Source organism: Shewanella litoralis (assembly GCF_009828585.1).
GTDB lineage: Bacteria > Pseudomonadota > Gammaproteobacteria > Enterobacterales > Shewanellaceae > Shewanella > Shewanella litoralis.
This window is the reverse complement of record NZ_WSRZ01000003.1, coordinates 77,749-100,474: the sequence shown is the minus strand read 5'-3', so window position 1 is coordinate 100,474 and position 22,726 is coordinate 77,749. Positions and strand designations below refer to the sequence as shown.

Annotated in this window: 22 protein-coding genes; 18 read left to right on the top strand and 4 right to left on the bottom strand. The window is 42.5% G+C overall.

Annotated features, from left to right (window positions below; all coding sequences use genetic code 11):
* Window position 1: 1 nt before the first annotated feature.
* From miaA to GQA99_RS04270, 17 genes are all read left to right on the top strand, one after another.
* Entirely contained in the window at window positions 2-928 is a 927-nt protein-coding gene (miaA, locus tag GQA99_RS04350; RefSeq protein ID WP_160052633.1) for a tRNA (adenosine(37)-N6)-dimethylallyltransferase MiaA, read from the top strand.
* An 84-nt stretch (window positions 929-1,012) separates the two neighbouring features.
* The gene (gene hfq / locus GQA99_RS04345) at window positions 1,013-1,270 is read left to right on the top strand and encodes an RNA chaperone Hfq (protein WP_160052632.1); all 258 of its coding nucleotides are present in this window, start codon (window positions 1,013-1,015) and stop codon (window positions 1,268-1,270) included.
* Between the two features lie 19 nt (window positions 1,271-1,289).
* Window positions 1,290-2,597, top strand: coding sequence for a ribosome rescue GTPase HflX (gene hflX / locus GQA99_RS04340; RefSeq protein WP_160052631.1), 1,308 nt, complete (start codon window positions 1,290-1,292; stop codon window positions 2,595-2,597).
* 33 nt (window positions 2,598-2,630) lie between these two features.
* The gene (gene hflK, locus GQA99_RS04335) at window positions 2,631-3,791 is read left to right on the top strand and encodes an FtsH protease activity modulator HflK (protein ID WP_160052630.1); all 1,161 of its coding nucleotides are present in this window, start codon (window positions 2,631-2,633) and stop codon (window positions 3,789-3,791) included.
* A gap of 2 nt (window positions 3,792-3,793) precedes the next feature.
* The gene (gene hflC, locus GQA99_RS04330; RefSeq protein ID WP_160052629.1) at window positions 3,794-4,672 is read left to right on the top strand and encodes a protease modulator HflC; all 879 of its coding nucleotides are present in this window, start codon (window positions 3,794-3,796) and stop codon (window positions 4,670-4,672) included.
* Between the two features lie 406 nt (window positions 4,673-5,078).
* A complete protein-coding gene (petA, locus tag GQA99_RS04325) occupies window positions 5,079-5,669 on the top strand; it encodes a ubiquinol-cytochrome c reductase iron-sulfur subunit (RefSeq protein ID WP_160052628.1) in 591 nt (196 codons plus the stop codon).
* Window positions 5,669-6,883, top strand: a complete 1,215-nt coding sequence (locus GQA99_RS04320; RefSeq protein ID WP_160052627.1) for a cytochrome b — start codon at window positions 5,669-5,671, stop codon at window positions 6,881-6,883. The genes petA and GQA99_RS04320 overlap by 1 nt, the downstream gene beginning before the upstream one ends.
* Entirely contained in the window at window positions 6,883-7,581 is a 699-nt protein-coding gene (locus GQA99_RS04315) for a cytochrome c1 (protein ID WP_160052626.1), read from the top strand. The genes GQA99_RS04320 and GQA99_RS04315 overlap by 1 nt, the downstream gene beginning before the upstream one ends.
* A 95-nt stretch (window positions 7,582-7,676) precedes the next feature.
* On the top strand, window positions 7,677-8,306 hold the full coding sequence (gene sspA / locus GQA99_RS04310; protein ID WP_160052625.1) for a stringent starvation protein SspA: 630 nt from the start codon (window positions 7,677-7,679) through the stop codon (window positions 8,304-8,306).
* Window positions 8,306-8,776: a ClpXP protease specificity-enhancing factor gene (locus GQA99_RS04305; RefSeq protein ID WP_160052624.1), complete on the top strand. Its 471-nt coding sequence runs from the start codon at window positions 8,306-8,308 to the stop codon at window positions 8,774-8,776. The genes sspA and GQA99_RS04305 overlap by 1 nt, the downstream gene beginning before the upstream one ends.
* Before the next feature lie 74 nt (window positions 8,777-8,850).
* Window positions 8,851-9,420: an aminodeoxychorismate/anthranilate synthase component II gene (locus tag GQA99_RS04300; protein ID WP_160052623.1), complete on the top strand. Its 570-nt coding sequence runs from the start codon at window positions 8,851-8,853 to the stop codon at window positions 9,418-9,420.
* Window positions 9,421-9,526: 106 nt separating this feature from the next.
* Window positions 9,527-12,010 carry a S9 family peptidase gene (locus tag GQA99_RS04295; RefSeq protein ID WP_160052622.1) on the top strand — a complete coding sequence of 828 codons (2,484 nt, stop codon included), beginning with the start codon at window positions 9,527-9,529 and terminating at the stop codon, window positions 12,008-12,010.
* Window positions 12,011-12,111: 101 nt separating this feature from the next.
* Window positions 12,112-13,254: an HDOD domain-containing protein gene (locus GQA99_RS04290; protein ID WP_160052621.1), complete on the top strand. Its 1,143-nt coding sequence runs from the start codon at window positions 12,112-12,114 to the stop codon at window positions 13,252-13,254.
* A gap of 336 nt (window positions 13,255-13,590) precedes the next feature.
* A complete protein-coding gene (locus GQA99_RS04285; RefSeq protein WP_160052620.1) occupies window positions 13,591-14,808 on the top strand; it encodes an aspartate aminotransferase family protein in 1,218 nt (405 codons plus the stop codon).
* A gap of 120 nt (window positions 14,809-14,928) precedes the next feature.
* A complete protein-coding gene (gene astA, locus GQA99_RS04280; protein WP_160052619.1) occupies window positions 14,929-15,948 on the top strand; it encodes an arginine N-succinyltransferase in 1,020 nt (339 codons plus the stop codon).
* A 9-nt stretch (window positions 15,949-15,957) separates the two neighbouring features.
* On the top strand, window positions 15,958-17,418 hold the full coding sequence (astD, locus tag GQA99_RS04275; RefSeq protein WP_160052618.1) for a succinylglutamate-semialdehyde dehydrogenase: 1,461 nt from the start codon (window positions 15,958-15,960) through the stop codon (window positions 17,416-17,418).
* 75 nt (window positions 17,419-17,493) lie between these two features.
* The gene (locus tag GQA99_RS04270; RefSeq protein WP_160052617.1) at window positions 17,494-18,294 is read left to right on the top strand and encodes a DUF1338 domain-containing protein; all 801 of its coding nucleotides are present in this window, start codon (window positions 17,494-17,496) and stop codon (window positions 18,292-18,294) included.
* 107 nt (window positions 18,295-18,401) lie between these two features.
* Here GQA99_RS04270 and GQA99_RS04265 read toward each other — a convergent pair whose 3' ends face one another.
* The 4 genes from GQA99_RS04265 to crp form a co-directional block, all read right to left on the bottom strand.
* On the bottom strand, window positions 18,402-19,736 hold the full coding sequence (locus GQA99_RS04265) for a sensor histidine kinase (protein ID WP_160052616.1): 1,335 nt from the start codon (window positions 19,734-19,736) through the stop codon (window positions 18,402-18,404).
* Entirely contained in the window at window positions 19,733-20,407 is a 675-nt protein-coding gene (locus GQA99_RS04260) for a response regulator transcription factor (RefSeq protein WP_160052615.1), read from the bottom strand. The genes GQA99_RS04265 and GQA99_RS04260 overlap by 4 nt, the downstream gene beginning before the upstream one ends.
* Window positions 20,388-20,735, bottom strand: coding sequence for a PepSY domain-containing protein (locus GQA99_RS04255; protein ID WP_160052614.1), 348 nt, complete (start codon window positions 20,733-20,735; stop codon window positions 20,388-20,390). Before GQA99_RS04255 ends, GQA99_RS04260 begins: the two co-directional genes overlap by 20 nt.
* Before the next feature lie 118 nt (window positions 20,736-20,853).
* Window positions 20,854-21,489 (bottom strand): cAMP-activated global transcriptional regulator CRP, encoded by a 636-nt coding sequence (crp, locus tag GQA99_RS04250; protein ID WP_130598440.1) that lies wholly within the window; start codon window positions 21,487-21,489, stop codon window positions 20,854-20,856.
* A gap of 308 nt (window positions 21,490-21,797) precedes the next feature.
* Between crp and GQA99_RS04245 the strand changes: the two genes are divergently transcribed.
* The gene (locus tag GQA99_RS04245; RefSeq protein ID WP_160052613.1) at window positions 21,798-22,577 is read left to right on the top strand and encodes a tetratricopeptide repeat protein; all 780 of its coding nucleotides are present in this window, start codon (window positions 21,798-21,800) and stop codon (window positions 22,575-22,577) included.
* Window positions 22,578-22,726 lie beyond the last annotated feature (149 nt).

Sequence of the window (22,726 nt, the reverse complement as noted above, 5' to 3'; positions counted from 1 at the left end):
CGTGAACACTATCAATCGGCCGAAAGTGATATTTTTGATGGGGCCTACGGCTTCAGGTAAAACGGCATTAGCTATAGAGATGGCAACGCAGCATAATTGCGAAATTATCTCAGTAGACTCAGCGTTAATATATCGTGGTATGGATGTGGGTTCAGCTAAACCTTCTGCACAAGAATTGGCCTTAGCGCCGCACAGATTGATTGATATTCTCGATCCGAGCGAAAGCTATTCTGCCGCAGATTTCCGTCGCGATGCACTTGTCGCCATTGAAGATATTATTGCTCGTGGTAAAACACCACTTCTTGTAGGTGGTACCATGATGTATTTTAAGGCATTGTTAGAAGGCTTATCACCTTTGCCCAGTGCAGATGATGCCGTTAGACAACAGATTTTGTTACAGGCAGAAGCACAGGGTTGGGACGCACTGCATCAAGAGTTGTGTAGTATTGACCCTGTTGCGGGGGAGCGTATTCACCCAAATGATCCGCAACGTTTGTCGCGTGCACTAGAAGTTTATCGTATCAGCGGTAAAACAATGACAGAGTTAACGCAGACTAAGTCAGCTGCTTTGCCGTATGATGTAGTGCAATTTGCGATTGCACCCAATGACAGAAAAGTGTTACATGAGTTAATCGCAAAGCGTTTTAACATCATGCTAGACCAAGGTTTTATCGATGAAGTTGCTACGTTAAAAGCCCGTGGGGATTTACATTTAGATATGCCATCGATGCGCTGTGTAGGTTACAGGCAGTGTTGGCAGTACCTTGATAATGAATTTGATCATGCGACTATGGTCGAAAAAGCTACCGCAGCCACTAGGCAATTGGCCAAACGTCAATTAACATGGTTGAGGAGTTGGCCTGATTTACAGTGGCTTGAAAGTGGTGTAGAAGGGAATTTAGTTACGCTTATGCGACAAAGCCGCTAGCTTATTAGCCGTTGCTGTATAATACTAAAACTAAACAATAAAACTTAATTCAACATATTTATAAAATAAAAAAGGAAATTGAAAATGGCTAAGGGGCAATCTTTACAAGACCCATTTTTGAACGCATTGCGTCGAGAGCGTGTACCAGTCTCTATTTATTTAGTGAATGGTATTAAGTTACAAGGCCAGGTTGAATCATTCGATCAATTTGTGATCTTACTTAAAAATACAGTGAGCCAAATGGTTTACAAACACGCTATTTCAACAGTAGTACCAGCGCGCCCATTTAATGTCTCTAGTCATCAGGGCACTGCCCATGGTGAAGACAGCGCTGCTGAATAATTGAAAAGGAAGATACTTTTTGTTTGATCGTTATGAAGCGGGTGAAACAGCGGTACTGGTTCATATCGACTTTTCTGACGAAGAACGTCGAGAAGATTTACTTGAGTTGCAGTTATTAGTTGAATCTGCTGGTGCTCGCTCTGTAGGAGTGATTACTGGCAGTCGACGCTCACCGGATCGTAAGTTTTTTATCGGTACCGGTAAGGCCGAAGAACTTGCTGCGATGGTTGCAGCAACAGAAGCCAATGTAGTGATTTTTAATCACGCTTTGAGCCCTGCTCAAGAACGTAATCTTGAAATGGTTTGTCAGTGTCGAGTACTAGACCGGACCACACTAATTCTTGATATTTTTGCTCAACGAGCAAGAACTCATGAAGGTAAGTTGCAAGTGGAGCTAGCGCAACTGCGCCACATGTCAACGCGCTTAATTCGTGGCTGGACTCACTTAGAAAGACAAAAAGGTGGTATCGGGATGCGAGGGCCAGGGGAAACCCAGCTTGAAACAGACCGTCGTTTACTGCGAGGGCGAATTAAGAATATTAATCGCCGCCTCGATAAGGTTGACAAACAACGTGAGCAAAGCCGTCGTGCACGCAAGCGAAGCGATCTAGCAACAGTGTCATTAGTCGGTTATACCAACGCCGGCAAGTCAACGTTGTTTAATTCGCTAACATCTTCGGATGTGTATGCAGCCGATCAGTTGTTTGCCACATTAGATCCAACATTACGTAAGTTGTCGCTACCAGACGGCGCTGTGATTTTAGCAGACACCGTAGGGTTTATTCGTCACTTACCGCATGACTTAGTGGCGGCGTTTAAAGCCACATTGCAAGAAACTCGTCAAGCTGAAATCTTGCTACATGTTGTAGATTGTGCAGATGAAAACATGACTGAAAATTTTGACCAGGTCCAACGCGTTCTGGAAGAAATTGATGCTGATGAAATTACGCAATTAGTGGTATGTAACAAAATTGATTTACTTGAAGATTTTGCGCCTCGTATTGATTACGGTGAAGACGGAAAACCTGAGCGTGTATGGGTTTCTGCGCAAAAACGCATTGGATTTGATTTGCTGTTGAAAGCCATTACCGAGTTAATCGGTGAGGTTATCCGCGAGCTTACATTGAAGATACCTGCATCAGCAGGGCATTATCTTGGCCAGTTTTATCGACTGGATGCAATACAGCAGAAAGACTATGACGATCTGGGGAACTGTATTTTATCTGTTCGTTTATCGGATGCCGACTGGCGCCGATTAGCTAAACAGAGTCAGGGGGAATTAGAGGCATTTATTTTTGAACCTTCAGAAATAGACGTCACTTGTTAATCTCATTTATTTCATCCAATTATGGAGTGCTAAATGGCTTGGAATGAGCCCGGTAACAAGGGTAATAAAGACCCTTGGGGAAATAAAGGTGGTAACGATAAAGGGCCACCGGATCTCGACGAAGTTTTTCGTAACTTATCAAAACGTTTTGGTGGCAAAGGCGGCAACTCCGCATCTGGCCAACCATTCAACTCATCTATACTGATTGTGATCGCTGTTATTGCCTTAATTATTTGGGGCTTATCAGGATTGTATACAGTTAAAGAAGCTGAGCGCGGCGTGTTACTTCGTTTTGGTCAACACATTGGTGAAGTGAGTTCTGGTTTACACTGGAAAGCAACGTTTATTGATGAAGTGTATACCGTAGACGTAGAGACGTTCCGTTCGATCCCAGCATCTGGCAGTATGTTAACGTCTGATGAAAACGTTGTGAAAGTTGAATTAGTGGTCCAGTACAGTGTCTCTGACGCTTATTCGTACTTATTTAGTGCCGTCGAAGCTAACGAAAGTTTACGTGAAGCAACAGACAGTGCATTGCGTTACGTCATCGGTCATAACCGCATGGATGATATTCTAACGACCGGACGTGATGCGATTCGTCGTGACACCTGGAAAGAGTTAGAGCGTATTATTGAGCCTTATAAGCTTGGTTTGCAAATCCGTGATGTTAACTTTTTACCAGCACGTCCACCTGAAGAAGTGAAAGATGCATTTGACGATGCTATTTCAGCTCAGGAAGATGAACAACGCTTTATTCGTGAAGCAGAAGCTTATGCTCGTGAAATTGAACCTAAAGCTCGTGGTCAAGTTGAACGTATGGCCCAACAAGCTAATGCTTATAAAGAACGTGAAGTGTTAGAAGCTCAAGGTAAAGTTGCTCGCTTTGAGAAATTATTGCCAGAGTATAAAGCTGCGCCAGCGGTTACACGTAATCGTTTATATTTAGATGCGATGCAAGCGGTCATGTCTGATACCAACAAAGTGTTAATTGATGCTAAAAACAATGGCAACTTGATGTATTTACCGTTGGATAAGTTAATGGATGCGTCTAAAAGTTCGCGTCCAGCTACTGAGCCTGAAGCGGAGCGTCATGTTAACTCTGTATCAAATAACAGCGTGAACACACCGATCACTAGCATGTCGTCTGATGGGCGTCTCAGCCGCGAAGATCGTCTTCGCCAAGGGAGGAACTAATCATGGGTAGATTTGCTCTGATCATTTTAGTCGTCATTTTAGGTATTGGTTTTTCATCTTTAATGGTGGTTAACGAAGGCGAACGTGCAATTGTGGCTCGCTTTGGTAAAGTCCTTAAAGACGATAATGTGACAAAAGTGTTTGCGCCAGGTTTACACTTTAAGCTGCCTGTCGTTGACAAAGTACGTTACTTAGATGCGCGTATTCAAACGTTAGACGGTGCAGCCGATCGTTTTGTGACTTCTGAAAAGAAAGACTTAATGGTTGATTCATACGTTAAGTGGCGTATTCATGATTTTGAAAAGTATTACCTTTCTACCAATGGCGGTATTAAAGCCAATGCAGAAAGCCTATTACAAGCCAAAATCAACAACGATTTACGCACTGAGTTTGGACGTCGCACGATTAAAGAAATCGTATCTGGTAAGCGTGACGAGTTGCAAACAGATGCATTACAAAATGCTTCTGAAAGCGCTGAAAACTTAGGTATCGAAGTGGTTGACGTGCGGGTTAAGCAAATTAACTTACCTGCAAATGTGAGTAACAGTATTTACCAACGTATGCGTGCTGAACGTCAAGCTGTGGCGAAAGAGCATCGTGCACAAGGTAAAGAGCAAGCTGAAATTATTCGCGCAACAATTGATGCTAACGTTACCGTAAAAATTGCTGAAGCTGAGCGTAAAGCCCTTACTATTCGTGGTGAAGGTGATGCTCTTGCTGCCAAGATTTACGCTGACACTTACAGTAAAGATGCCGAGTTCTATAACTTCTTGCGCAGTCTAGAAGCCTACAAAGAAAGCTTTGCAGGTAAAAATGACGTGATGGTGTTAGAACCAGAAGGTGACTTCTTCAAGTACATGAAGTCTTCAAACGGTAAATAACCGTGAGCTAGCTTTAGTGCCTATATGATGAAAAGCTCAGCAACTGCTGAGCTTTTTTGTATCTGCAATTCAAATTCATTTTTTCTAAAAATCCCTTTCTCTGGCAAGCGATGGCTGCTTTTCATTAATTTTAACCAAAAATGTATATAAGCAGTTGATAAGATATGGGAATAAATGATTATTTTGATATATCTTCATCGATAAGATTGTTAAAAAACTACTGATTTATATGCCATTTTGAAAAAAATGTTAATATCCTCAACATAGATGAGTGTTTTCGCTATGATCTGGTTCTAATTTTTCGCTATAATGAGCACCGCCTCAAACTATGATTTTAGCGTTTTACCATTTTGGTCGCTAAAGTATTGAAATATAAAAATTCCAACACCCTCTGGGAGATAAATGGATGAGCAATGCGCCAGTCGATACCGGACGTCGCAGATTCCTGACAGCCGCAACCGCCGTAGTAGGTGGTGCTGGTGCCGTCGCTGTAGCGGTTCCTTTCATCAAGTCATGGAATCCGAGCGCCAAGGCGAAAGCTGCAGGTGCGCCGGTCGAAGTAAACATTAGTAAAGTAGAACCAGGTCAGTTAATTCGTGTCGAATGGCGCGGAAAACCGGTTTGGGTCGTTCGTCGTACAGAAGCTGTGCTAGAGAATCTTAAATCTCTAGACGGACAATTACGCGATCCTGCTTCAGAAGAAATGCAGCAACCAGAATATGCAACTAACCCTGCACGTTCTATTAAGCCTGAGTTCTTCATTGCAGTCGGTATCTGTACTCACCTAGGTTGTTCGCCTACTTATTTACCTGATTCATTTGGTGAACAAGTTGAAGGGGTAACATCTGGTTTCTTCTGTCCTTGTCATGGTTCTAAATTCGACATGGCTGGTCGTGTGTTCCAGGGTGTTCCAGCACCATTGAACCTTGTGATCCCGCCACACAAATATGTCGATGACGCTACCGTGCTTATCGGTGAAGACACAGGAGCGGCGTAATGGTTAAGAATATTATTGATTGGATTGATGCGCGCATCCCAATGACGGCGACTTATAATCGTCACGTGGGCCAGTATGCGACACCAAAGAACTTCAACTTTTGGTATTTCTTTGGTTCATTAGCGTTATTAGTTCTTGTTAACCAATTGCTTACGGGTATTTGGTTAACCATGAATTACGTACCAACAGCAGAGGGCGCGTTTGCTTCTGTTGAATACATCATGCGTGATGTTGAGTACGGTTGGTTATTACGTTACATGCACTCAACCGGTGCATCGGCGTTCTTCTTTGTCATCTATATGCACATGTTCCGTGGTTTAATCTACGGTTCTTATCAAAAACCAAGAGAGCTATTATGGCTGTTTGGTATGTTGATTTTCCTTGTGTTAATGGCTGAAGCATTCATGGGTTACTTGCTACCTTGGGGACAAATGTCTTACTGGGGTGCACAGGTAATTATCTCTTTGTTTGGCGCTATCCCTATTATTGGTGATGACCTAACATTGTGGATCCGTGGTGACTACGTTATTTCGGGTGCTACGCTAAACCGTTTCTTCGCATTACACGTTATTGCGCTGCCGCTTGTGCTAGTTGTATTAGTGTTCTTACACTTAATTGCACTGCATGAAGTGGGATCAAATAACCCAGATGGTGTTGAAATTAAAAAGAACAAAGATGAGAACGGATGGCCTATCGATGGTATTCCATTCCACCCTTATTACACCGTAAAAGATATTATGGGTGTAGCGGGCTTCTTAATCGTGTTCTGTTATGTGTTGTTCTTCATGCCTGAGGGCGGTGGATACTTCCTTGAGAAGCCAAACTTTGAAGCGGCTAACCCAATGAAAACACCAGAACATATTGCGCCAGTTTGGTACTTCACACCTTTCTATGCCATTTTACGTGCTATCCCTGATAAGTTAGTGGGTGTCATTGGTATGGGTCTGTCGATTGCAGTGTTATTTATTCTGCCATGGCTTGACCGTTGTAAAGTGAAGTCTATTCGCTATCGCAGCACGATCCACAAGATCAACATTGCTCAGTTTACTGTGTCGTTCATTATCCTTGGTTATTTAGGTGTGGTTCCTGCCACTCCAGAGCTGACTATTGCGGCACGTATTTTCACTTTCACTTACTTTGCTTTCTTTGTAGCCTTATGGGTTTACAGTAAAAATGAGAAAACAAAAGAAGTACCAACGAGGGTGACACACTAATGAAAAAGTTATTAATTGCATTAGTTACATTGTTGCCATCTTTGGCGATGGCAGCGAGTGGACACAATGTTCACTTAGAAAGTGCTAACGTTGACCTGCATGATAAAGAGTCGCTAGTACGCGGTTTGGATTTATTCCAGCAATACTGCTCTGGTTGTCATAGCACTCAATACCAGCGTTATGAGCGTGTTGCTACCGATCTCGGTATTTCTACCGATGATATGCGTAGCAAGTACATTCTAAACAATGCAAAAATTGGCGATTTAATGGAAAACGCAATTCCTACTGCCGATGCTGCTAAATGGTTTGGTGCTGCGCCTCCAGATTTAACGCTGGTTGCTCGTGTACGTGGTGAAGACTGGGTCTATTCGTACCTTAAAGGTTTTTATGCTGATGAGACTCGTCCATTTGGTGTAAATAACACAGTGTTCCCATTAGTGGGTATGCCTCATGTATTACAAGACTTACAAGGTCTTGCAGTAAAACAAGAAGACGACACGTTTGTTACCACTGGTGGTAAATTGACGGCAGAAGAGTATGACCAAGCGGTTCGTGATATCACGGGTTTCTTAGTTTATTCAGCTGAACCTGTACAGTTAGAGCGTAAAGCTTTAGGTATGTGGGTACTAGGATTCTTGTTTATTTTCTTCATCATTGCGTATTTGTTGAAGAAAGAGTACTGGAAAGATGTACACTAGCTAGCAATAACGGTTATTATACATTATCCGCATATTGTAAACGGGGGGCTTAGCCCCTCGTTTGTTTTGTTTTTTTTAGATTCTGGAGGGTATCAATGGCTGTTGCTGCCAACAAGCGCTCTATCATGACACTTTTTTCTGGTGCCGATGATTTATATAGTCACCAAGTACGTATCGTATTGGCTGAAAAAGGGGTTACCGTTGATGTTTTGCAGGTAGACCCAAGTGAAATGCCTGAAGACTTACTTGAAGTCAATCCATACAACTCAGTACCGACCTTAGTTGATCGCGAATTAGTGTTGTACGAATCACGTATTATTATGGAGTATTTGGATGAGCGTTTCCCGCATCCTCCATTAATGCCTGTTTACCCGGTATCTCGCGGTCAAAGCCGTTTGATGATGCACAGAATCGACACCGACTGGTATGCGCTTGTTGAGCGTATCCGTAAAGGTGAAAAAGCTGATGCAGCGCGTAAAGAATTAACTGAAAGTTTAGTCGCTTTAGCTCCAGTATTTGCTGAAATGCCATACTTCATGAGCGAAGAGTTTGGGTTATCTGATTGCTATTTAGGCCCATTATTATGGCGCTTACCAGTATTAGGGATTAACCTAGACCCTCGTACAGCAAAAGAAATCAATGCTTATATGACTCGTATTTTTGAACGCGAATCGTTTAAAGCGTCGTTAACTGAGGCTGAGCGCGAAATGCGCATGGGCATGTAATGAAACCAATAACACCGAATCGTCCGTATTTATTGCGTGCATATTATGAGTGGTTGATGGATAACCATTTGACGCCGCATGTTGTCGTGGACGCTTTTGTTAAAGGTACTCAGGTTCCGCAGCAATTTGTTAAAGACGGTCAAATCGTGTTAAACATTGCTACCGGAGCGGTTGCCAATCTTCATATGACCAATGATGCAGTAGAGTTTAATGCGCGTTTTGGCGGTGTACCGCAAAACGTGTATTTACCTATGGCCTCTATCGTAGCCATTTATGCACGTGAAAACGGTGCTGGTACGGTGTTTGATATGGAAGATGCATACATGATTGAAGATGAACACGATGAGCTTTCATCTGTGCCATCTTCAATTAAGTCAGTTGAAGAGCCTTCAACCGCGTCTAAACCGACCAAGACGAGCAGTTCAGACGATAAAGCGAAAAGCAGAAGTCACCTAACTGTGGTTAAGTAATTAAACCATGTTAGGGCATAAAACCAGTCGCAAGGCTGGTTTTTTTTAAGCTAAAAAAAGTACGAGTATCGATAATGTTATTAATGATTGATAATTATGATTCATTTACATTTAATCTTGTTCAGTATTTTCAAACGCTGGAACAAGCGATTATCGTTAAACGCAATGATGAAATTACACTCGAACAAATTGAAGCATTAGCGCCAAGCTACTTAGTTATTTCGCCAGGTCCTTGTACCCCAAATGATGCAGGTATATCACTTGCCGCTATCGCTCATTTTGCCGGTAAAATTCCAATTTTAGGTGTGTGTCTTGGCCATCAAGCTATAGCGCAAGTTTTTGGTGCAAATGTAGTACGGGCTAAGCGTGTTATGCATGGTAAAACCAGTTTGATACAGCACAATCAACAAGGCTTATTTTCGGAGTTAGCACTGCCTTTGCAAGTAACGCGTTACCACTCACTATTAATAGACAGTATTCCCAAGGGATTTGAACTCGATGCCTGGTTTGATGATCCTATTCATGGTCGTGAAATTATGGCTATGAGTAATCAGGCGTTAGGGATATACAGCGTACAATTTCATCCAGAATCTATTTTAACTCAACAAGGGCATGAGTTGCTGGCCAACTTTCTACGCGCTTAATACCTTTAAAATTGTATTTTATGTTACAACTTCAGCCATTCACCCCCGGTCAATATTACGTATAATATGCTATAAATAGCGCTTAACAATAATAAAAGGGACGAACATGAACAGCTTTCTGCGACACTTTGCCATTAGTGCAGTTTCATTGGCCATAATGGGTGGCTGTGCTGCCACTGTCGACTCAACAGTGGTGACAACCACTGTGATACCTACACAAATTACCGTAGCACTAGCTACACCTGTTCAAGCTGAAGAAGCGCTAACACTCAAGCAAATAATGGCTAATCCAGATTGGATGGGCATTTTAGCTCAGGGTGCTTATTGGAGTGACGACAGTCAGTCAGTGTACTTTAGTCGCCAAGCTCATCAGTCACCTGTTCGTGATTATTATCAACAAAGTATTACAGCCACCACGGCCAACCTGCTTGAACTTTCTCAGTTGCATTTAGCTGATCAACGTAATGGTGTGATTAACCAAGCCAAATCTCAAAAGGCGTATATTTACCAAGGCAATGTGTTTGTTAAAAACCTTCAAAGTGGCGATATTAGTCAAATTACTCGTCAAAATGATGCGATAAGTGGCGTGCGTTTTTTGAATAATGGTGATTTGGCTTACTGGCAAGGCAACAATATTTTCCGTCTGCACCAAACCACTGGCATGGTTGAGCAAATTGCAGCGATTCAAATGGCTAATGAGCCGACAGGCACAGAAGAGCCTAGTAGTTATATTGCCAAGCAACAACATCGTTTAATGGGTTATGTGGCGCTGCAACATAACAATGACAAGGCTCGTGAAGATTATCGTGAATCATTGGCTAAAGCAGATCCCACATTTTCTGCCCAGCCCTGGTACTTAGGCGACAGCGAAACTATTTCAGAAATGAGTCTATCGCCCGATGGTCGCTATGTGATGTTAGCACTCACCGACAAAAACTATACCTGGCGCGCAGAGCACGACATCATGCCTAATTATTTAGGTAAAGACGGTTATGTTGATGCCGTTCCTGCGCGTGCTCGTGTTGCTGAAGATGCCTTTCCTGGTCAACGCTTAGTGTTACTTGATCTTGTTGAACACACTAAAAAAGACATCACTATTGAGGGACTAACCGGTTTTGATGAAGATGTATTAGCCAGTGTTAAAGCCGAAAATGCTAAAGCCCAAGGCAAAAGCTATAAAAGTGTCAAAGCACCACGTTTAATCCAACTGATGCAAGATTGGGAGTGGAGCCAAAGCGCGATGCAGTGGCGTGAAACAGATAACCAGTTGATGGTGATGGTTGAAGCTGTTGATAACAAAGATCGCTGGATTGCGCGTGTAGACCTACAAAAAGGCAAACTTATTACCGAACATCGTTTACACGACGATGCGTGGGTTAACTACAACTATAATCAATTTGGTTGGATATCCGGGACAGACTCTGTTTACTACTTGTCTGAGGAGTCAGGTTTTTCTCATTTATACACTAAATCGGCCTCAGGTAAGGTTACTGCGTTAACAAGCGGTAAATATGTGGTTGATAATGTGACCTTATCTCCAGATGGTAAGCACATTTATTATCGTGCTAACAAAGATCATCCAGGGAGCTACAATGTTTATCGAGTCGCGGTCGCTACAGGTAAAAATGAGCAATTAACCCAATGGTTTGGCACATTAGATTACAGCTTAAGCCCTGACGGTAACGCATTATTGTTAACGGCCTCAGCGGCAACAAGCCCCGATGAGTTATTTATTCAACCGATTGGTGGTGAAATTAAACCGCTGACTCACTACACCAGCGACACATTTAAACAATACCCTTGGCAAGCGCCACAGGTTGTTGCCGTTCCATCAAGCCACGGAGCGGGCCAAGTTTACGCCCGAGTGTATTTGCCACAAGGTTATGACGCTAATCAAGCCGATAAATACCCCGCCGTAGTGTTTAACCATGGCGCCGGTTATTTACAAAATGCCCATTATGGGTTTTCTGGGTATTTTCGTGAGTTTATGTTCCATAACTTATTAACTCAACAAGGTTATGTGGTGATGGACATAGATTACCGCGGTTCAAAAGGCTATGGCCGAGATTGGCGCACTGCGGTTTATCGCAATATGGGCCACCCAGAAGTGGAAGATTTAAAAGATGGTGTTGCTTGGTTGGCGAGCAACGCCAATGTTGATGCAAAACGTGTGGGTACTTACGGCGGTTCTTACGGTGGCTTCTTAACCTTTATGGCTTTATTTAATGAACCCGAGCTATTCCAGGCCGGCGCCGCATTACGGCCTGTAAGCGATTGGGCTCATTATAATGCACCTTATACGGCTAACATCTTAAATACGCCTGACATTGATCCTATTGCTTATGAGCGTAGCTCACCGATAGAGCATGCTCACGGGCTGCAAAAACCATTGTTAATTATGAGTGGTGTATTGGATGACAACGTGTTTTTCCAAGACAGTGTGCGTATGGTGCAACGGTTAATTGAGCTGGAAAAACCGATGTTTGAAACCGCTATTTATCCGGTTGAACCGCACGGGTTTGTGCAACCTTCTAGCTGGTTAGATGAATACCGTCGTATTTATAAGTTATTTGAGCAAGAGCTAAAATAACTGCTGAGTCCAAATTCGTAAATAAAATCGTATTAAGGCTTTCTTTGGAGAGCCTTAATTTTTATGATTACCCCTAACATCATATTCAAGGATAGTGTTGAGTGGCAATATCAGTCGCGGGTGGAGTAAGACCCGGAAAAGTCATCGAAATAGAACGCCGACTCTACAATCAGCTGATTGTGGGTAAACAAGTTGTGGGCTCAATGTTAGATGAACTGAATACCGAAATAGAAGAAAGCGCCAACAAACTGGATATAGAACGTAAAGCGTTAAAGTTACGTATAGAAAAACAAGTGCAAGAACGCAATATATACCTTGAAGTCTCCAATCACTTAACGCATACCGTCAATAATGCAGTAGAGCATCAGATGGCAATTCCTCAATCTATAATTGATTCAGCAGGCATTACCGAAAGCCAAATTTTATTATTAGACTTACTGTTAAGCCCAGATTTAAATTTAAACCGCCTGCGACCAATTATTGAAGATAATAGCTGGCTATGCCGCGATTTAATTAATTTAATCAACAGCCCAGCTTCACGTCATAGGCGCCCGAAAAATTCAGATGTACAAGTAACCGATATCAAATTAGTGATAAATTATATTGGGTTAGAAAATCTTAGGTTATTAATTCCGTATTTTTGTTTACGTAACTGGTTGCCGTCAGGTAATGCTAATTTACTATGGATAACCCGTAAGTTATGGCGATATAGCATCATGAGTGCCATCGCTGCGCAAGCCCTAGCAGAGTTGCATGATAAAGAGCCAAGTCTGACTTATACGTGTGCACTAATGTATCAATTTGCCACCTCCATTATTCTTAATCAAAGTGGTCAAATCTTCGAAAAAACATGGGGTACTTGGCTACGAGAAGCCAGTCAAAGTCGAGACAAACAAGTGTATGACGCGATTATGGCAACTGATTTTCCGGCAGAATCTGTATTTGAACAAGTGATGCAGCATGGGCATACGCTGAATTGGCAGTTGCTCAATTTACTCAAATTTGAAGATTCAAAAATGACCCGAATATTGAAAGAGCTCGATCATGACTATCATTTTTCTGAGTTATCAGCCGATGCGGCCATTGTGGCCAAAGCAAGTTGTTATGCCAAAGTGCTATTATTAGAAGAGCAGCAACTGATTGACCCGCAAGAAAAACGTATTATGTTTGATTATTACGAGTTTTCTGCGCAAGAGTTATTGCGACTAAAAGCGCAAAACTTTCGCAAACTCGATTTACTTTAAACGAGCACAATCGCCAATATTGCTAAATGTTAAATTTGTGTAGTTATTCACTTTTGGTGAATAGCTACACAAAAATCGTCGAAATAACTTTTTTTATGACTATTTATGCTTGTTAGCCCCGCAATAAACGCTTTATTTAGTCATATTTTTCAATCTTTATGCACAATAGACTTCTCTCCTGTAGAAGTTAATTGTACAGAACTGGTATTTTGATCACATTTTCGCTAATAATGTCCCATAAATAACACAAGCTTCCGCCAATGCACTTACAGAATATAAAGCAAACAGCGGAAACAGCGGCTTTCAAGCTGCTTATAACCTGAAGGATGAAATGCAATGAGTCTAGAAATGAATCTAACCCGTGCCCAATTCGATGAAGTCATGGTGCCTAATTATGCGCCTGCAGCCGTTATTCCTGTTCGCGGAGCGGGTAGCCGTGTATGGGATCAAGAAGGCAATGAATTCATCGATTTCGCTGGTGGTATTGCAGTAAATTGTTTAGGTCATTGTCACCCAGCTTTAGTGTCTGCATTAAAAGAGCAGGGTGAAAAACTTTGGCACTTATCAAACGTAATGACCAACGAGCCAGCGCTTGAATTAGCCACTAAATTAGTTAACTCAACGTTTGCTGAACGTGTTTATTTTGCCAACTCTGGCGCAGAAGCAAACGAAGCTGCACTTAAATTAGCCCGTCGTTATGCATTAGATAACCATGGTGCTGACAAAGACCAAATTATTGCTTTTGACAAAGCATTCCACGGCCGTACTTTCTTTACGGTAACTGTTGGTGGACAAGCGGCGTACTCAGACGGTTTCGGCCCTAAGCCACAAAGCATCACGCACGTACCATTTAATGATATTGCCGCATTAGAAGCCGTTATTTCAGACAAAACCTGCGCCATTATGCTCGAACCATTACAAGGCGAAGGCGGTATTATCAATGGCGATCCTGAGTTTTTAAAAGCGGTACGTCGTTTAGCTGACAAGCATGATGCATTGGTTATTTTTGATGAAGTACAAACCGGTGTTGGTCGTACAGGTGAGCTATTTGCTTACATGGGTACTGACATCGTACCTGATATTTTAACCAGCGCTAAAGCATTAGGTGGCGGGTTCCCAATCGCAGCAATGCTAACAACGGCTAAAATAGCTGCTCACTTAAAAGTGGGCACACATGGATCAACATACGGTGGTAACCCATTAGCGTGTGCCGTGGGTAATGCTGTCATGAACGTCGTAAACACCAAAGAAGTACTTGATGGTGTTAAACATCGTGAACAGTTATTCCGTGATGGTTTAGCGGCCATTAATGCTAAATACAACGTATTTAGTGAAGTGCGTGGTAAAGGTTTGTTGCTTGGTGCGGTATTAAACGAAAAATACGAAGGCCGTAGCCGCGAATTTTTAGTTGCATCAGTTGCAGAAGGGTTAATGAGCTTAATTGCTGGCGCAAACGTGGTGCGCTTTGCTCCATCATTGGTGATCCCAGAAGCTGATATTGCTGAAGGCTTAGCGCGTTTTGAACGTGCTGTTGCAAAAGTAGTAGCAGGTTAATGAACAATTTAAGTGCCGGTTTAGCCAGCGCTTAAGTTGTTTGGGTTCGCCATAATGGTTTGTAGCGTTGGTAGGTAAACTGCCAGCGCTACAGACTAGTGGCGCAATGAGGAGATTAAGATGTTAATCATACGTCCTATCCGTGCTAGTGATTACGATGCACTTTATAGTATCGCAGTTGAATCAGGCCACGGTTTCACATCTTTACCAGTTAACGAAGAGTTACTGCGTTCAAAGATCGCTAGGGCAGAAGCATCTTTTACTAAGCAAATTGATAAGCCTTTTGACGAAGGCTACTTAATGGTGCTGGAAGACACCAAAACCAATGAAGTTGTTGGTACTTGCGGTGTTGAAGCTGCAGTAGGCATGCAAGATGCCTTCTATCATTATCGTTTAGGCACTGAGGTTTATCATTCTTCGCAAATTTCTGTGCGCAATGAAGTTGAAACCCTCACGTTATGCCATGACTATACTGGCGCTGCAGAAGTCTGCACTCTGTTTTTAAAAGAGGCTTATCGTAAAGGCAACAATGGTCGCATGTTGTCGCGTTCTCGTTTTCTACTATTGGCTCAGCATCCACAACGTTTTGGCGAAACCGTTATAGCAGAAATGCGCGGCGTGAGTGATGACCATGGTGACTCGCCGTTTTACGAATGGCTACAGCATCATTTTTTAGGCATTGATTTTGTCGAAGCAGACTATTTATCTGGTTTAGGCAAAAAAGCGTTTATGGCCGAAATGATGCCCCGCAATCCTGTGTATGTTTGCATGTTGCCTAAAAAGGCACAAAAAGTGATTGGCGAAGTCCACAAAAATACCAAGCCAGCACTGCGTTTATTACAAGCCGAAGGCTTTAAATTCCGTAATTACGTCGATATTTTTGACGGTGGTCCAACAGTTGAGTGTGCTCTGAGCGAAATCCGCTCGGTTAAAAAAAGCCGCTTACTCACGGTGTCGATTGGCAAAATGCCACACGCAGATCATCATTTTATTATTTCCAACACTTTGCTGGCTGATTATCGTGCATCAGCTGCCAAACTGTTGGTCTCTGATGAACACGACGATGTTGTTCTTAGCCCAGAAATAGCAGCCGGTTTACTGGTTTGCGATGGCGAACAAATTCGTGTTTTAGCAATGTAGGAGTAAGAAATGACACAATATATTCAAGGTCAGTGGTTAGCTGGCGAAGGTCATGATGTTAACTCAAGCAACCCAGCAAACGGTGAAGTGATTTGGCAAGGTAAAACCGCCACACCAAGCCAAGTTAATGCTGCGGTTGATGCTGCCCGTGCAGCCCAGTTTGATTGGTTTATGTTGGGCTATGAAGCTCGTTTGGCCATTGTAGAAGCGTATCGTGCACAACTAGAAGCAAATAAAGACGAAATCGCTGAAACAATTGCTCAAGAAACCGGTAAGCCGCAATGGGAAACGGCCACAGAAGTGGGCGCGATGATCGGTAAAATTGGTTTGTCTGCTAAAGCGCATGACAAACGTACAGGAACAGAAACAAACGACTTACCCGCAGGGCGTGCTGTATTACGTCATAAACCGCATGGTGTCGTAGCAGTATTTGGCCCTTATAACTTCCCAGGGCATTTGCCTAATGGCCACATTGTTCCAGCATTGCTTGCCGGTAACACCGTGGTGTTTAAGCCGTCTGAACTAACACCTAAAGTCGCTGAGTTAATGCTGAAATGCTGGGATAAAGCAGGCTTGCCTCAAGGTGTTGTTAACCTTGTTCAAGGTGAAGTCGAAACCGGTAAAGCACTGGCTTCGCACCCGCAAATTGATGGCTTATTCTTTACCGGTAGCTCGCGCACTGGACACATTTTACATCAGCAATATGCTGGTCACCCTGGTAAGATTTTAGCTTTAGAAATGGGCGGCAATAACCCGCTTATCGTTAAAGGCGTTACCGACACCAAAGCTGCAGTACATGACATTATTCAATCTGCTTATATTTCGTCTGGTCAGCGTTGTACCTGTGCCCGTCGTTTATACATAGAAGAAGGTGCGCAGGGTGATGCGCTAATTGCTGAACTTGTCACTGCGATTAAGCAAATCAAAGTGGGCGCTTGGAATGCCCAGCCGCAGCCATTTATGGGGTCGATGATCTCTGAAACGGCCGCCCGAGGCATGGTTGCTGCGCAAGCCACATTGCAATCGCTTGGCGGTGTATCGTTAATTGAATTGACACAAGTTGAAGCCGGCAAAGGGATTGTGACACCTGGTTTGATTGACGTAACGCCAATTACAGAATTGCCAGATGAAGAATATTTTGGTCCATTACTGCAACTTGTACGCTACAGTAATTTTGACCAAGCAATCCATTTAGCCAACGCAACGCGTTATGGTTTATCTGCTGGTTTATTAGCTGACAGCCGTGAAGATTATGATTATTTCTTAGCACGTATTCGTGCTGGTATTGTTAACTGGAATAAACAAATTACTGGCGCTTCAGGCGCTGCACCGTTTGGTGGTGTTGGGGCGTCGGGTAATCACCGTGCCAGTGCATTTTATGCTGCTGATTACTGTGCGTATCCTGTTGCTTCAATGGAAGCTGACTCTGTAAGCCTACCTGCCACTTTAAGCCCTGGTTTATCAATTTAAGTTGATAAGTCCATCGCATGATTGGTGCTGGTGATATTGACATGATATCACCAGCCTTATTATAAGGATTTAACCATGCATACTGACGTTAATGCTTTGTTTGCCGCGTTATGGCAAGACTATATTAAGATGACACCTTCAGCGGCCAAAATTCACCAATTGCTTGGCCACGGCGCAGCGATCATTAATGATCATATTGCACTGCGCACGTTTAATATCGCCAAAGTTAATCTCAGCGTGTTAGCTGAGCATTTTACTTCAATTGGTTATGTTGATAGCGGCGATTATAAGTTCGAGCAGAAAAAGCTAGTAGCTAAACATTTTGAGCACCCAGATCCAACTCAACCTAAGGTGTTTATCTCTGAGTTGCTAGTAGAAGAGTTTAGCCCTGAACTGCAAAAAACTATCCATGGTTTAATTGAGCAAGTTGATGTTGCCGCCACAACCGCAGATAACTTTATTTATTCTGGGCGCCACTGGAGCCTTGATAAAGCAACTTACAAAGCGTTGTTGGCTGAGAGTGAATATGCTGCTTGGGTTGCCGCTTTAGGTTACCGTGCTAATCACTTTACGGTATCGATTAACGATTTACCGCAGTTTGAACGCATTGAAGATGTTAACCAGGCACTTAAAGATGCTGGTTTTGTACTTAATGGGTCAGGTGGCGAAATTAAAGGTACACCAGAGGTGTTGTTAGAGCAGTCATCGACTATGGCCGATAAAGTTGTGGTTAACTTTACCGATGGCGATGCTGAAATTCCAAGTTGTTTCTACGAGTTTGCTCGTCGTTACCCAATGGACAACGGCAAGCTGTATACCGGTTTCGTTGCGGCATCAGCCGATAAAATTTTCGAAAGTACTAACGCAATGATGTAGTGTCAGTAGCGTCAAAAAAAAGACCTGCTTGATTGCTCAAGCAGGTCTTTTTTTATGGATTCATAACATGGGTTTATATCGATTGCTTCATCACGATTGGTCCAAGGTTATTGAGCCATTACGATGGTGACACTCAGCCCGTTTAATGTCTCACTTCGGTTAAATTGCAAGTTAAAACCATATTGTTCGCAAATCTCTTTAACAATAGATAGCCCTAGGCCATGGCCCATCGTCGCTTCATCTAAGCGAGTGCCCCTTGTTGTTAATGATGCGATTTTATCTTGCTCCACGCCACTGCCGTCATCTTCAATTTGTAACGATATATCACCATTTTTCATTTGCTTAATACGCACATTAACCTGGGTATTGGTCCATTTAAAAGCATTGTCGAGCAAGTTTCCAAATAGCTCCATACCATCTTCACGGTGAATAGGGATCCTGGTAATGTTATCTGGATTAACCACCACACAGTGAATATCACGTTGGCGGTGCACTTTATGCAGAGTATTAATTAAACTGTCAAAATCTTTGGGTACAGCCAATTGCGCTGCAGGTAACATATCGCCAGTAATGCGGGCCGCTGCTAGCTTACGTTCAATCATCTTGTGTACTAAGTCTAATTGCTGCTGCATGCCCTGGGCTGCTTCTGGGTGAGATAACCCTAAGGCTTCAACTTGTTGTTGCATCACTGCCAGAGGAGTTTTTAAACCATGGCTTAAATTGCCTAGGTTATTACGACTGCGCTCTATTTGCTTGGCGGTGTAATCTAATAATTGGTTGTAGGTTTCAGCTAATGGGCGAATTTCTGCTGGAATTTGGGCAATTTCAAGTGAGGCAATCTCTCCTTCGCGCAGTTTGGCTAGGGCTCCTTGAATTTGATTTACAGGTTTAAACGATTGGCGCAATATAATAAAAATACCCGCAATCATCGCCAATAACATGCCTATATTAATGGCCAGTTTGGTGCCAAAAATCTCACTAAATACACGACGTCCAATACTGAGATCCTGCGCCACAGTCAGGGTTGCTGTGTTGTTACTATCTGGCGCGCCGATACCAATTGATAATAATTGCATATCGTTATTTTTAGGTCCCTTTGCTTGCCAAACGCGCTTTTGCTGAGCCTCTAAATTAACAATGTGTAGTTCAGCATCCCACAAAGATCGTGAGCGAATGGTGTAGTTAGGCAGGTTTAGCTGGAAGTAACGACCAGAATAGGCGGGGCGGTAAAAACTGGATAATTGATTTTGGTCGATCACTAATTCGCCGTCTTGCAGGCGTGTGGCAATAATGATGTGTTCTAAATCTTCTTCTAAACGATTAATTATGGAGTCATGAAAGGCATCACGCAACATTGATTCGAACAGGAATAAACCTATCAAGGTTGCGATGATAATCAGGCCACTCAGCCATAGACTGAGCTTAAAGCGAATCGACATCATTCCACTAAACCGTGAAAGATATAACCTTGTCCGCGGCGGGTTTCGATGGTGGTTTTACCCAGTTTTTTACGTAAATGGGTGACGTAAACTTCGACGACATTGCTTTCTTTTTCGTCGTCAAATTGATAAAGCTTGTCGGTAAGCTGAGACTTTGACAGCAGTTTTTTAGGCGACATTAAAAAGATCTTTAATAGTCTAAACTCCATCGATGTCAGTTCATATTCTTGCTCGCCCACTGTTACTTTTTGTTCATTTTCATCTAAATTAACCCCGCCATAGCATAGTTGCTTTGAAGATGAATTTGCACGGCCGTGAGCTCGATGAATTAATGCCTGTATACGAGCTAATAGTTCTTGTGCATGAAACGGTTTGCCTAAGTAATCATCTGCTCCAGCATTAAACCCTTCTACTTTTTCATGCCATTGGCTGCGTGCTGTGAGCATGATAACCGGCGTGCTTACGCCACGTTCGCGCCATTGAGTGACCAGCGATAAACCGTTACCGTCGGGTAAGCCGATGTCTAAAATAACGCAATCGTATTCGGTTTCTTTCATTAGATAATCGGCTTCAACCGCTTTATCGGTAACGTCAGTAATGTAACCTGCCTGCTTTAGTTGTTTTTCAAGCTCAGCAACAAGTAATGGATTATCTTCAACGAGTAACAGTTTCATGTTTAGTACATTCGCTCGGTAATTGTGGCAATGGGTCTTGCATACCATTAACTGCATCTAACTGCAGATTAATAACATGTCCTTGGGCGAGTTTGAATTGTAAATCATAACGCCACTTATCTTGATATTGGTACAGCTGAGCATCGACTAATTGGCCATCACAATACTGCGATACCCAAGTTAAATAATCATCTAATGGACGTATATTACCAGAAGTCACTAATTTTTGGACTTTATCATGATCAAGCGGGAATTCGGTAACAGGAATATCTTGCTGATTAATGGACAGGGCCATTAAGCTGATTGTGGCGATGAACAAGCTATTCATGTTCGCTCCCAAATAAAAAAAAGTGGCGTTCAGAGTATGAACACCACTTTAATAATATTGGCTTAAATCAAGCTGAAGTAGACATGATTGACGCTTAACTAGCGTCTAAAGCATAGGGTTAGCGAGTACCGTAAACCACTATTGTTTTACCGTGCGCCTGGATTAAATTTTGCTCTTCGAGCATTTTTAAAATACGGCCTACAGTTTCACGTGAGCAACCCACAATTTGACCAATTTCTTGACGGGTAATTTTAATCTGCATGCCGTCAGGATGAGTCATAGCATCGGGTTGTTTTGCAAGGTGCAACAATGTTTGTGCAATGCGACCAGCCACGTCTAAGAAGGCTAAATCACCCACTTTTTGACTTGTGCTTTGTAAGCGATAGGCCATTTGCGCCGAAAGCTTCATTAAGATTTCTGGGTTAACTTGAATCAATTGCTTAAATTTCTTGTAAGAAATTTCGGCAATTTCACATGCTTGTTTAGCACGAACCCAAGCGGTACGTTCTGCTTGTTCTTCAAACAAACCAAGTTCACCGATGAAGTCACCTTGATTAAGATAAGAAAGGATCATTTCTTTACCTTCTTCATCTTTGATCAATACAGCAACAGAACCTTTTACGATGTAATATAACGTGTCAGAATCTTCACCAGCGTGGATCAATGTGCTCTTTGCTGGGTACTTATGAATGTGACAATGTGAAAGAAACCATTCTAATGTTGGGTCAGGTTTTGGCTTACCAATCAGAGCCATACGATATTCCTCGATTGATTAAAAATGAAAGTAAGTAATGTCTAATTAAGCATTCTACGCTATTACAATCGTAAAAACTTTGATAGAGATCGTATTTAGAAGTGTCAGTAGTGTATATTAACTTGTTAAATAGTTGATTAAATTTCTTTTGTTTGTGATCAACGTCAGCTTTTTATTTTATACACCATACTCTATCGTATTTTTTCACCGTAAAGTATATTGAATTATTGGCTTCACGGGATGTCTATTGAGTTGGGTAGGCGAGTTAGCTACTGTTATTAATACCACAAATTGTTGTAGAGGTGTGCGTGAAAAAATTGAGTCAAATAGCAACGGCTGTATGCTTAGTGGCGTTTAGCGTATCAAGTTTACCCTCTAACGCATTTTATGTTCCGCCAACGGTTGAGTCTCAAGCCGCCAGTAAACTGGTGCATATTCAAATAAAAGCCAAGCAAGGCGATGCAGACGCGCAATTTCTTTTAGGCTTGATGTATTTATCGGGGCGTTTTGTGAGTCAAGATACATCCGTTGGATTAACCTGGGTGACACAAGCGGCAGCACAAAATCACATTAAAGCTCAGCAAACGGTGGCTGATTTAGCCTTTGAAGGTAAATTATTTCCCCGTGATTTAGCCTTAGCCGAGAAATGGTATTTAGTGATGGCCGAACAAGGCGATAAGTGGGCTAATTTTCGTTTAGGTTTTATCTATTCTGCTGGTGGCGATGGTGTGGTACGTAACTGCGGTAAAGCCATGGGACAGTTTAATACGGCTGGCGATACCGTATCGCTAGGCAATGTGGCGTGGATTTTAGCAACCTGTCCAGAAGCTGAGTACCGTGATGGTTCGCGTGCAATATCGATGTCACTGAAATTATTAGAGCAAAATCAAAACGACCCAACAGTGCTAGACAATTTAGCTGCCGGTTATGCTGAAATTGGTGATTTTACTTCTGCTGTTGATGCTCAAAAGAAAGCCATTGAGGCGTTGAAACAAAACCCTGAACTTGCTCATAGTGATGAGTTTAAGTTGCGTCTAATGCAATACCAAAATAACCAAGCATATCGTGAAATTATTCCATTAATGTAATTGCAACAACTTGTGGTTATGGTAAATAAGGATAGTGCTAGTAATCGCTGATGTGCTTAACACGCTAACAGAAAAAAGGGGGAATTAGCGCCCAAGCACATCAACTGCCGTTATTTCGCTTGAAATCACGATAAAACAATTTTAGTGCT

What these genes read in the sequence shown, in the direction of transcription:
- sspA (WP_160052625.1), top strand. Translation starts at nt 7,677, where the DNA reads ATGGCTGTTGCTGCCAACAAGCGCTCTATCATGACACTTTTTTCTGGT.
- GQA99_RS04300 (WP_160052623.1), top strand. Translation starts at nt 8,851, where the DNA reads ATGTTATTAATGATTGATAATTATGATTCATTTACATTTAATCTTGTT.
- GQA99_RS04320 (WP_160052627.1), top strand. Translation starts at nt 5,669, where the DNA reads ATGGTTAAGAATATTATTGATTGGATTGATGCGCGCATCCCAATGACG.
- petA (WP_160052628.1), top strand. Translation starts at nt 5,079, where the DNA reads ATGAGCAATGCGCCAGTCGATACCGGACGTCGCAGATTCCTGACAGCC.
- GQA99_RS04315 (WP_160052626.1), top strand. Translation starts at nt 6,883, where the DNA reads ATGAAAAAGTTATTAATTGCATTAGTTACATTGTTGCCATCTTTGGCG.
- astD (WP_160052618.1), top strand. Translation starts at nt 15,958, where the DNA reads ATGACACAATATATTCAAGGTCAGTGGTTAGCTGGCGAAGGTCATGAT.
- hflK (WP_160052630.1), top strand. Translation starts at nt 2,631, where the DNA reads ATGGCTTGGAATGAGCCCGGTAACAAGGGTAATAAAGACCCTTGGGGA.
- crp (WP_130598440.1), bottom strand. Translation starts at nt 21,489, where the DNA reads ATGGCTCTGATTGGTAAGCCAAAACCTGACCCAACATTAGAATGGTTT.
- hflC (WP_160052629.1), top strand. Translation starts at nt 3,794, where the DNA reads ATGGGTAGATTTGCTCTGATCATTTTAGTCGTCATTTTAGGTATTGGT.
- GQA99_RS04260 (WP_160052615.1), bottom strand. Translation starts at nt 20,407, where the DNA reads ATGAAACTGTTACTCGTTGAAGATAATCCATTACTTGTTGCTGAGCTT.
- GQA99_RS04265 (WP_160052616.1), bottom strand. Translation starts at nt 19,736, where the DNA reads ATGATGTCGATTCGCTTTAAGCTCAGTCTATGGCTGAGTGGCCTGATT.
- GQA99_RS04285 (WP_160052620.1), top strand. Translation starts at nt 13,591, where the DNA reads ATGAGTCTAGAAATGAATCTAACCCGTGCCCAATTCGATGAAGTCATG.
- astA (WP_160052619.1), top strand. Translation starts at nt 14,929, where the DNA reads ATGTTAATCATACGTCCTATCCGTGCTAGTGATTACGATGCACTTTAT.
- hfq (WP_160052632.1), top strand. Translation starts at nt 1,013, where the DNA reads ATGGCTAAGGGGCAATCTTTACAAGACCCATTTTTGAACGCATTGCGT.
- GQA99_RS04270 (WP_160052617.1), top strand. Translation starts at nt 17,494, where the DNA reads ATGCATACTGACGTTAATGCTTTGTTTGCCGCGTTATGGCAAGACTAT.
- GQA99_RS04295 (WP_160052622.1), top strand. Translation starts at nt 9,527, where the DNA reads ATGAACAGCTTTCTGCGACACTTTGCCATTAGTGCAGTTTCATTGGCC.
- GQA99_RS04305 (WP_160052624.1), top strand. Translation starts at nt 8,306, where the DNA reads ATGAAACCAATAACACCGAATCGTCCGTATTTATTGCGTGCATATTAT.
- GQA99_RS04255 (WP_160052614.1), bottom strand. Translation starts at nt 20,735, where the DNA reads ATGAATAGCTTGTTCATCGCCACAATCAGCTTAATGGCCCTGTCCATT.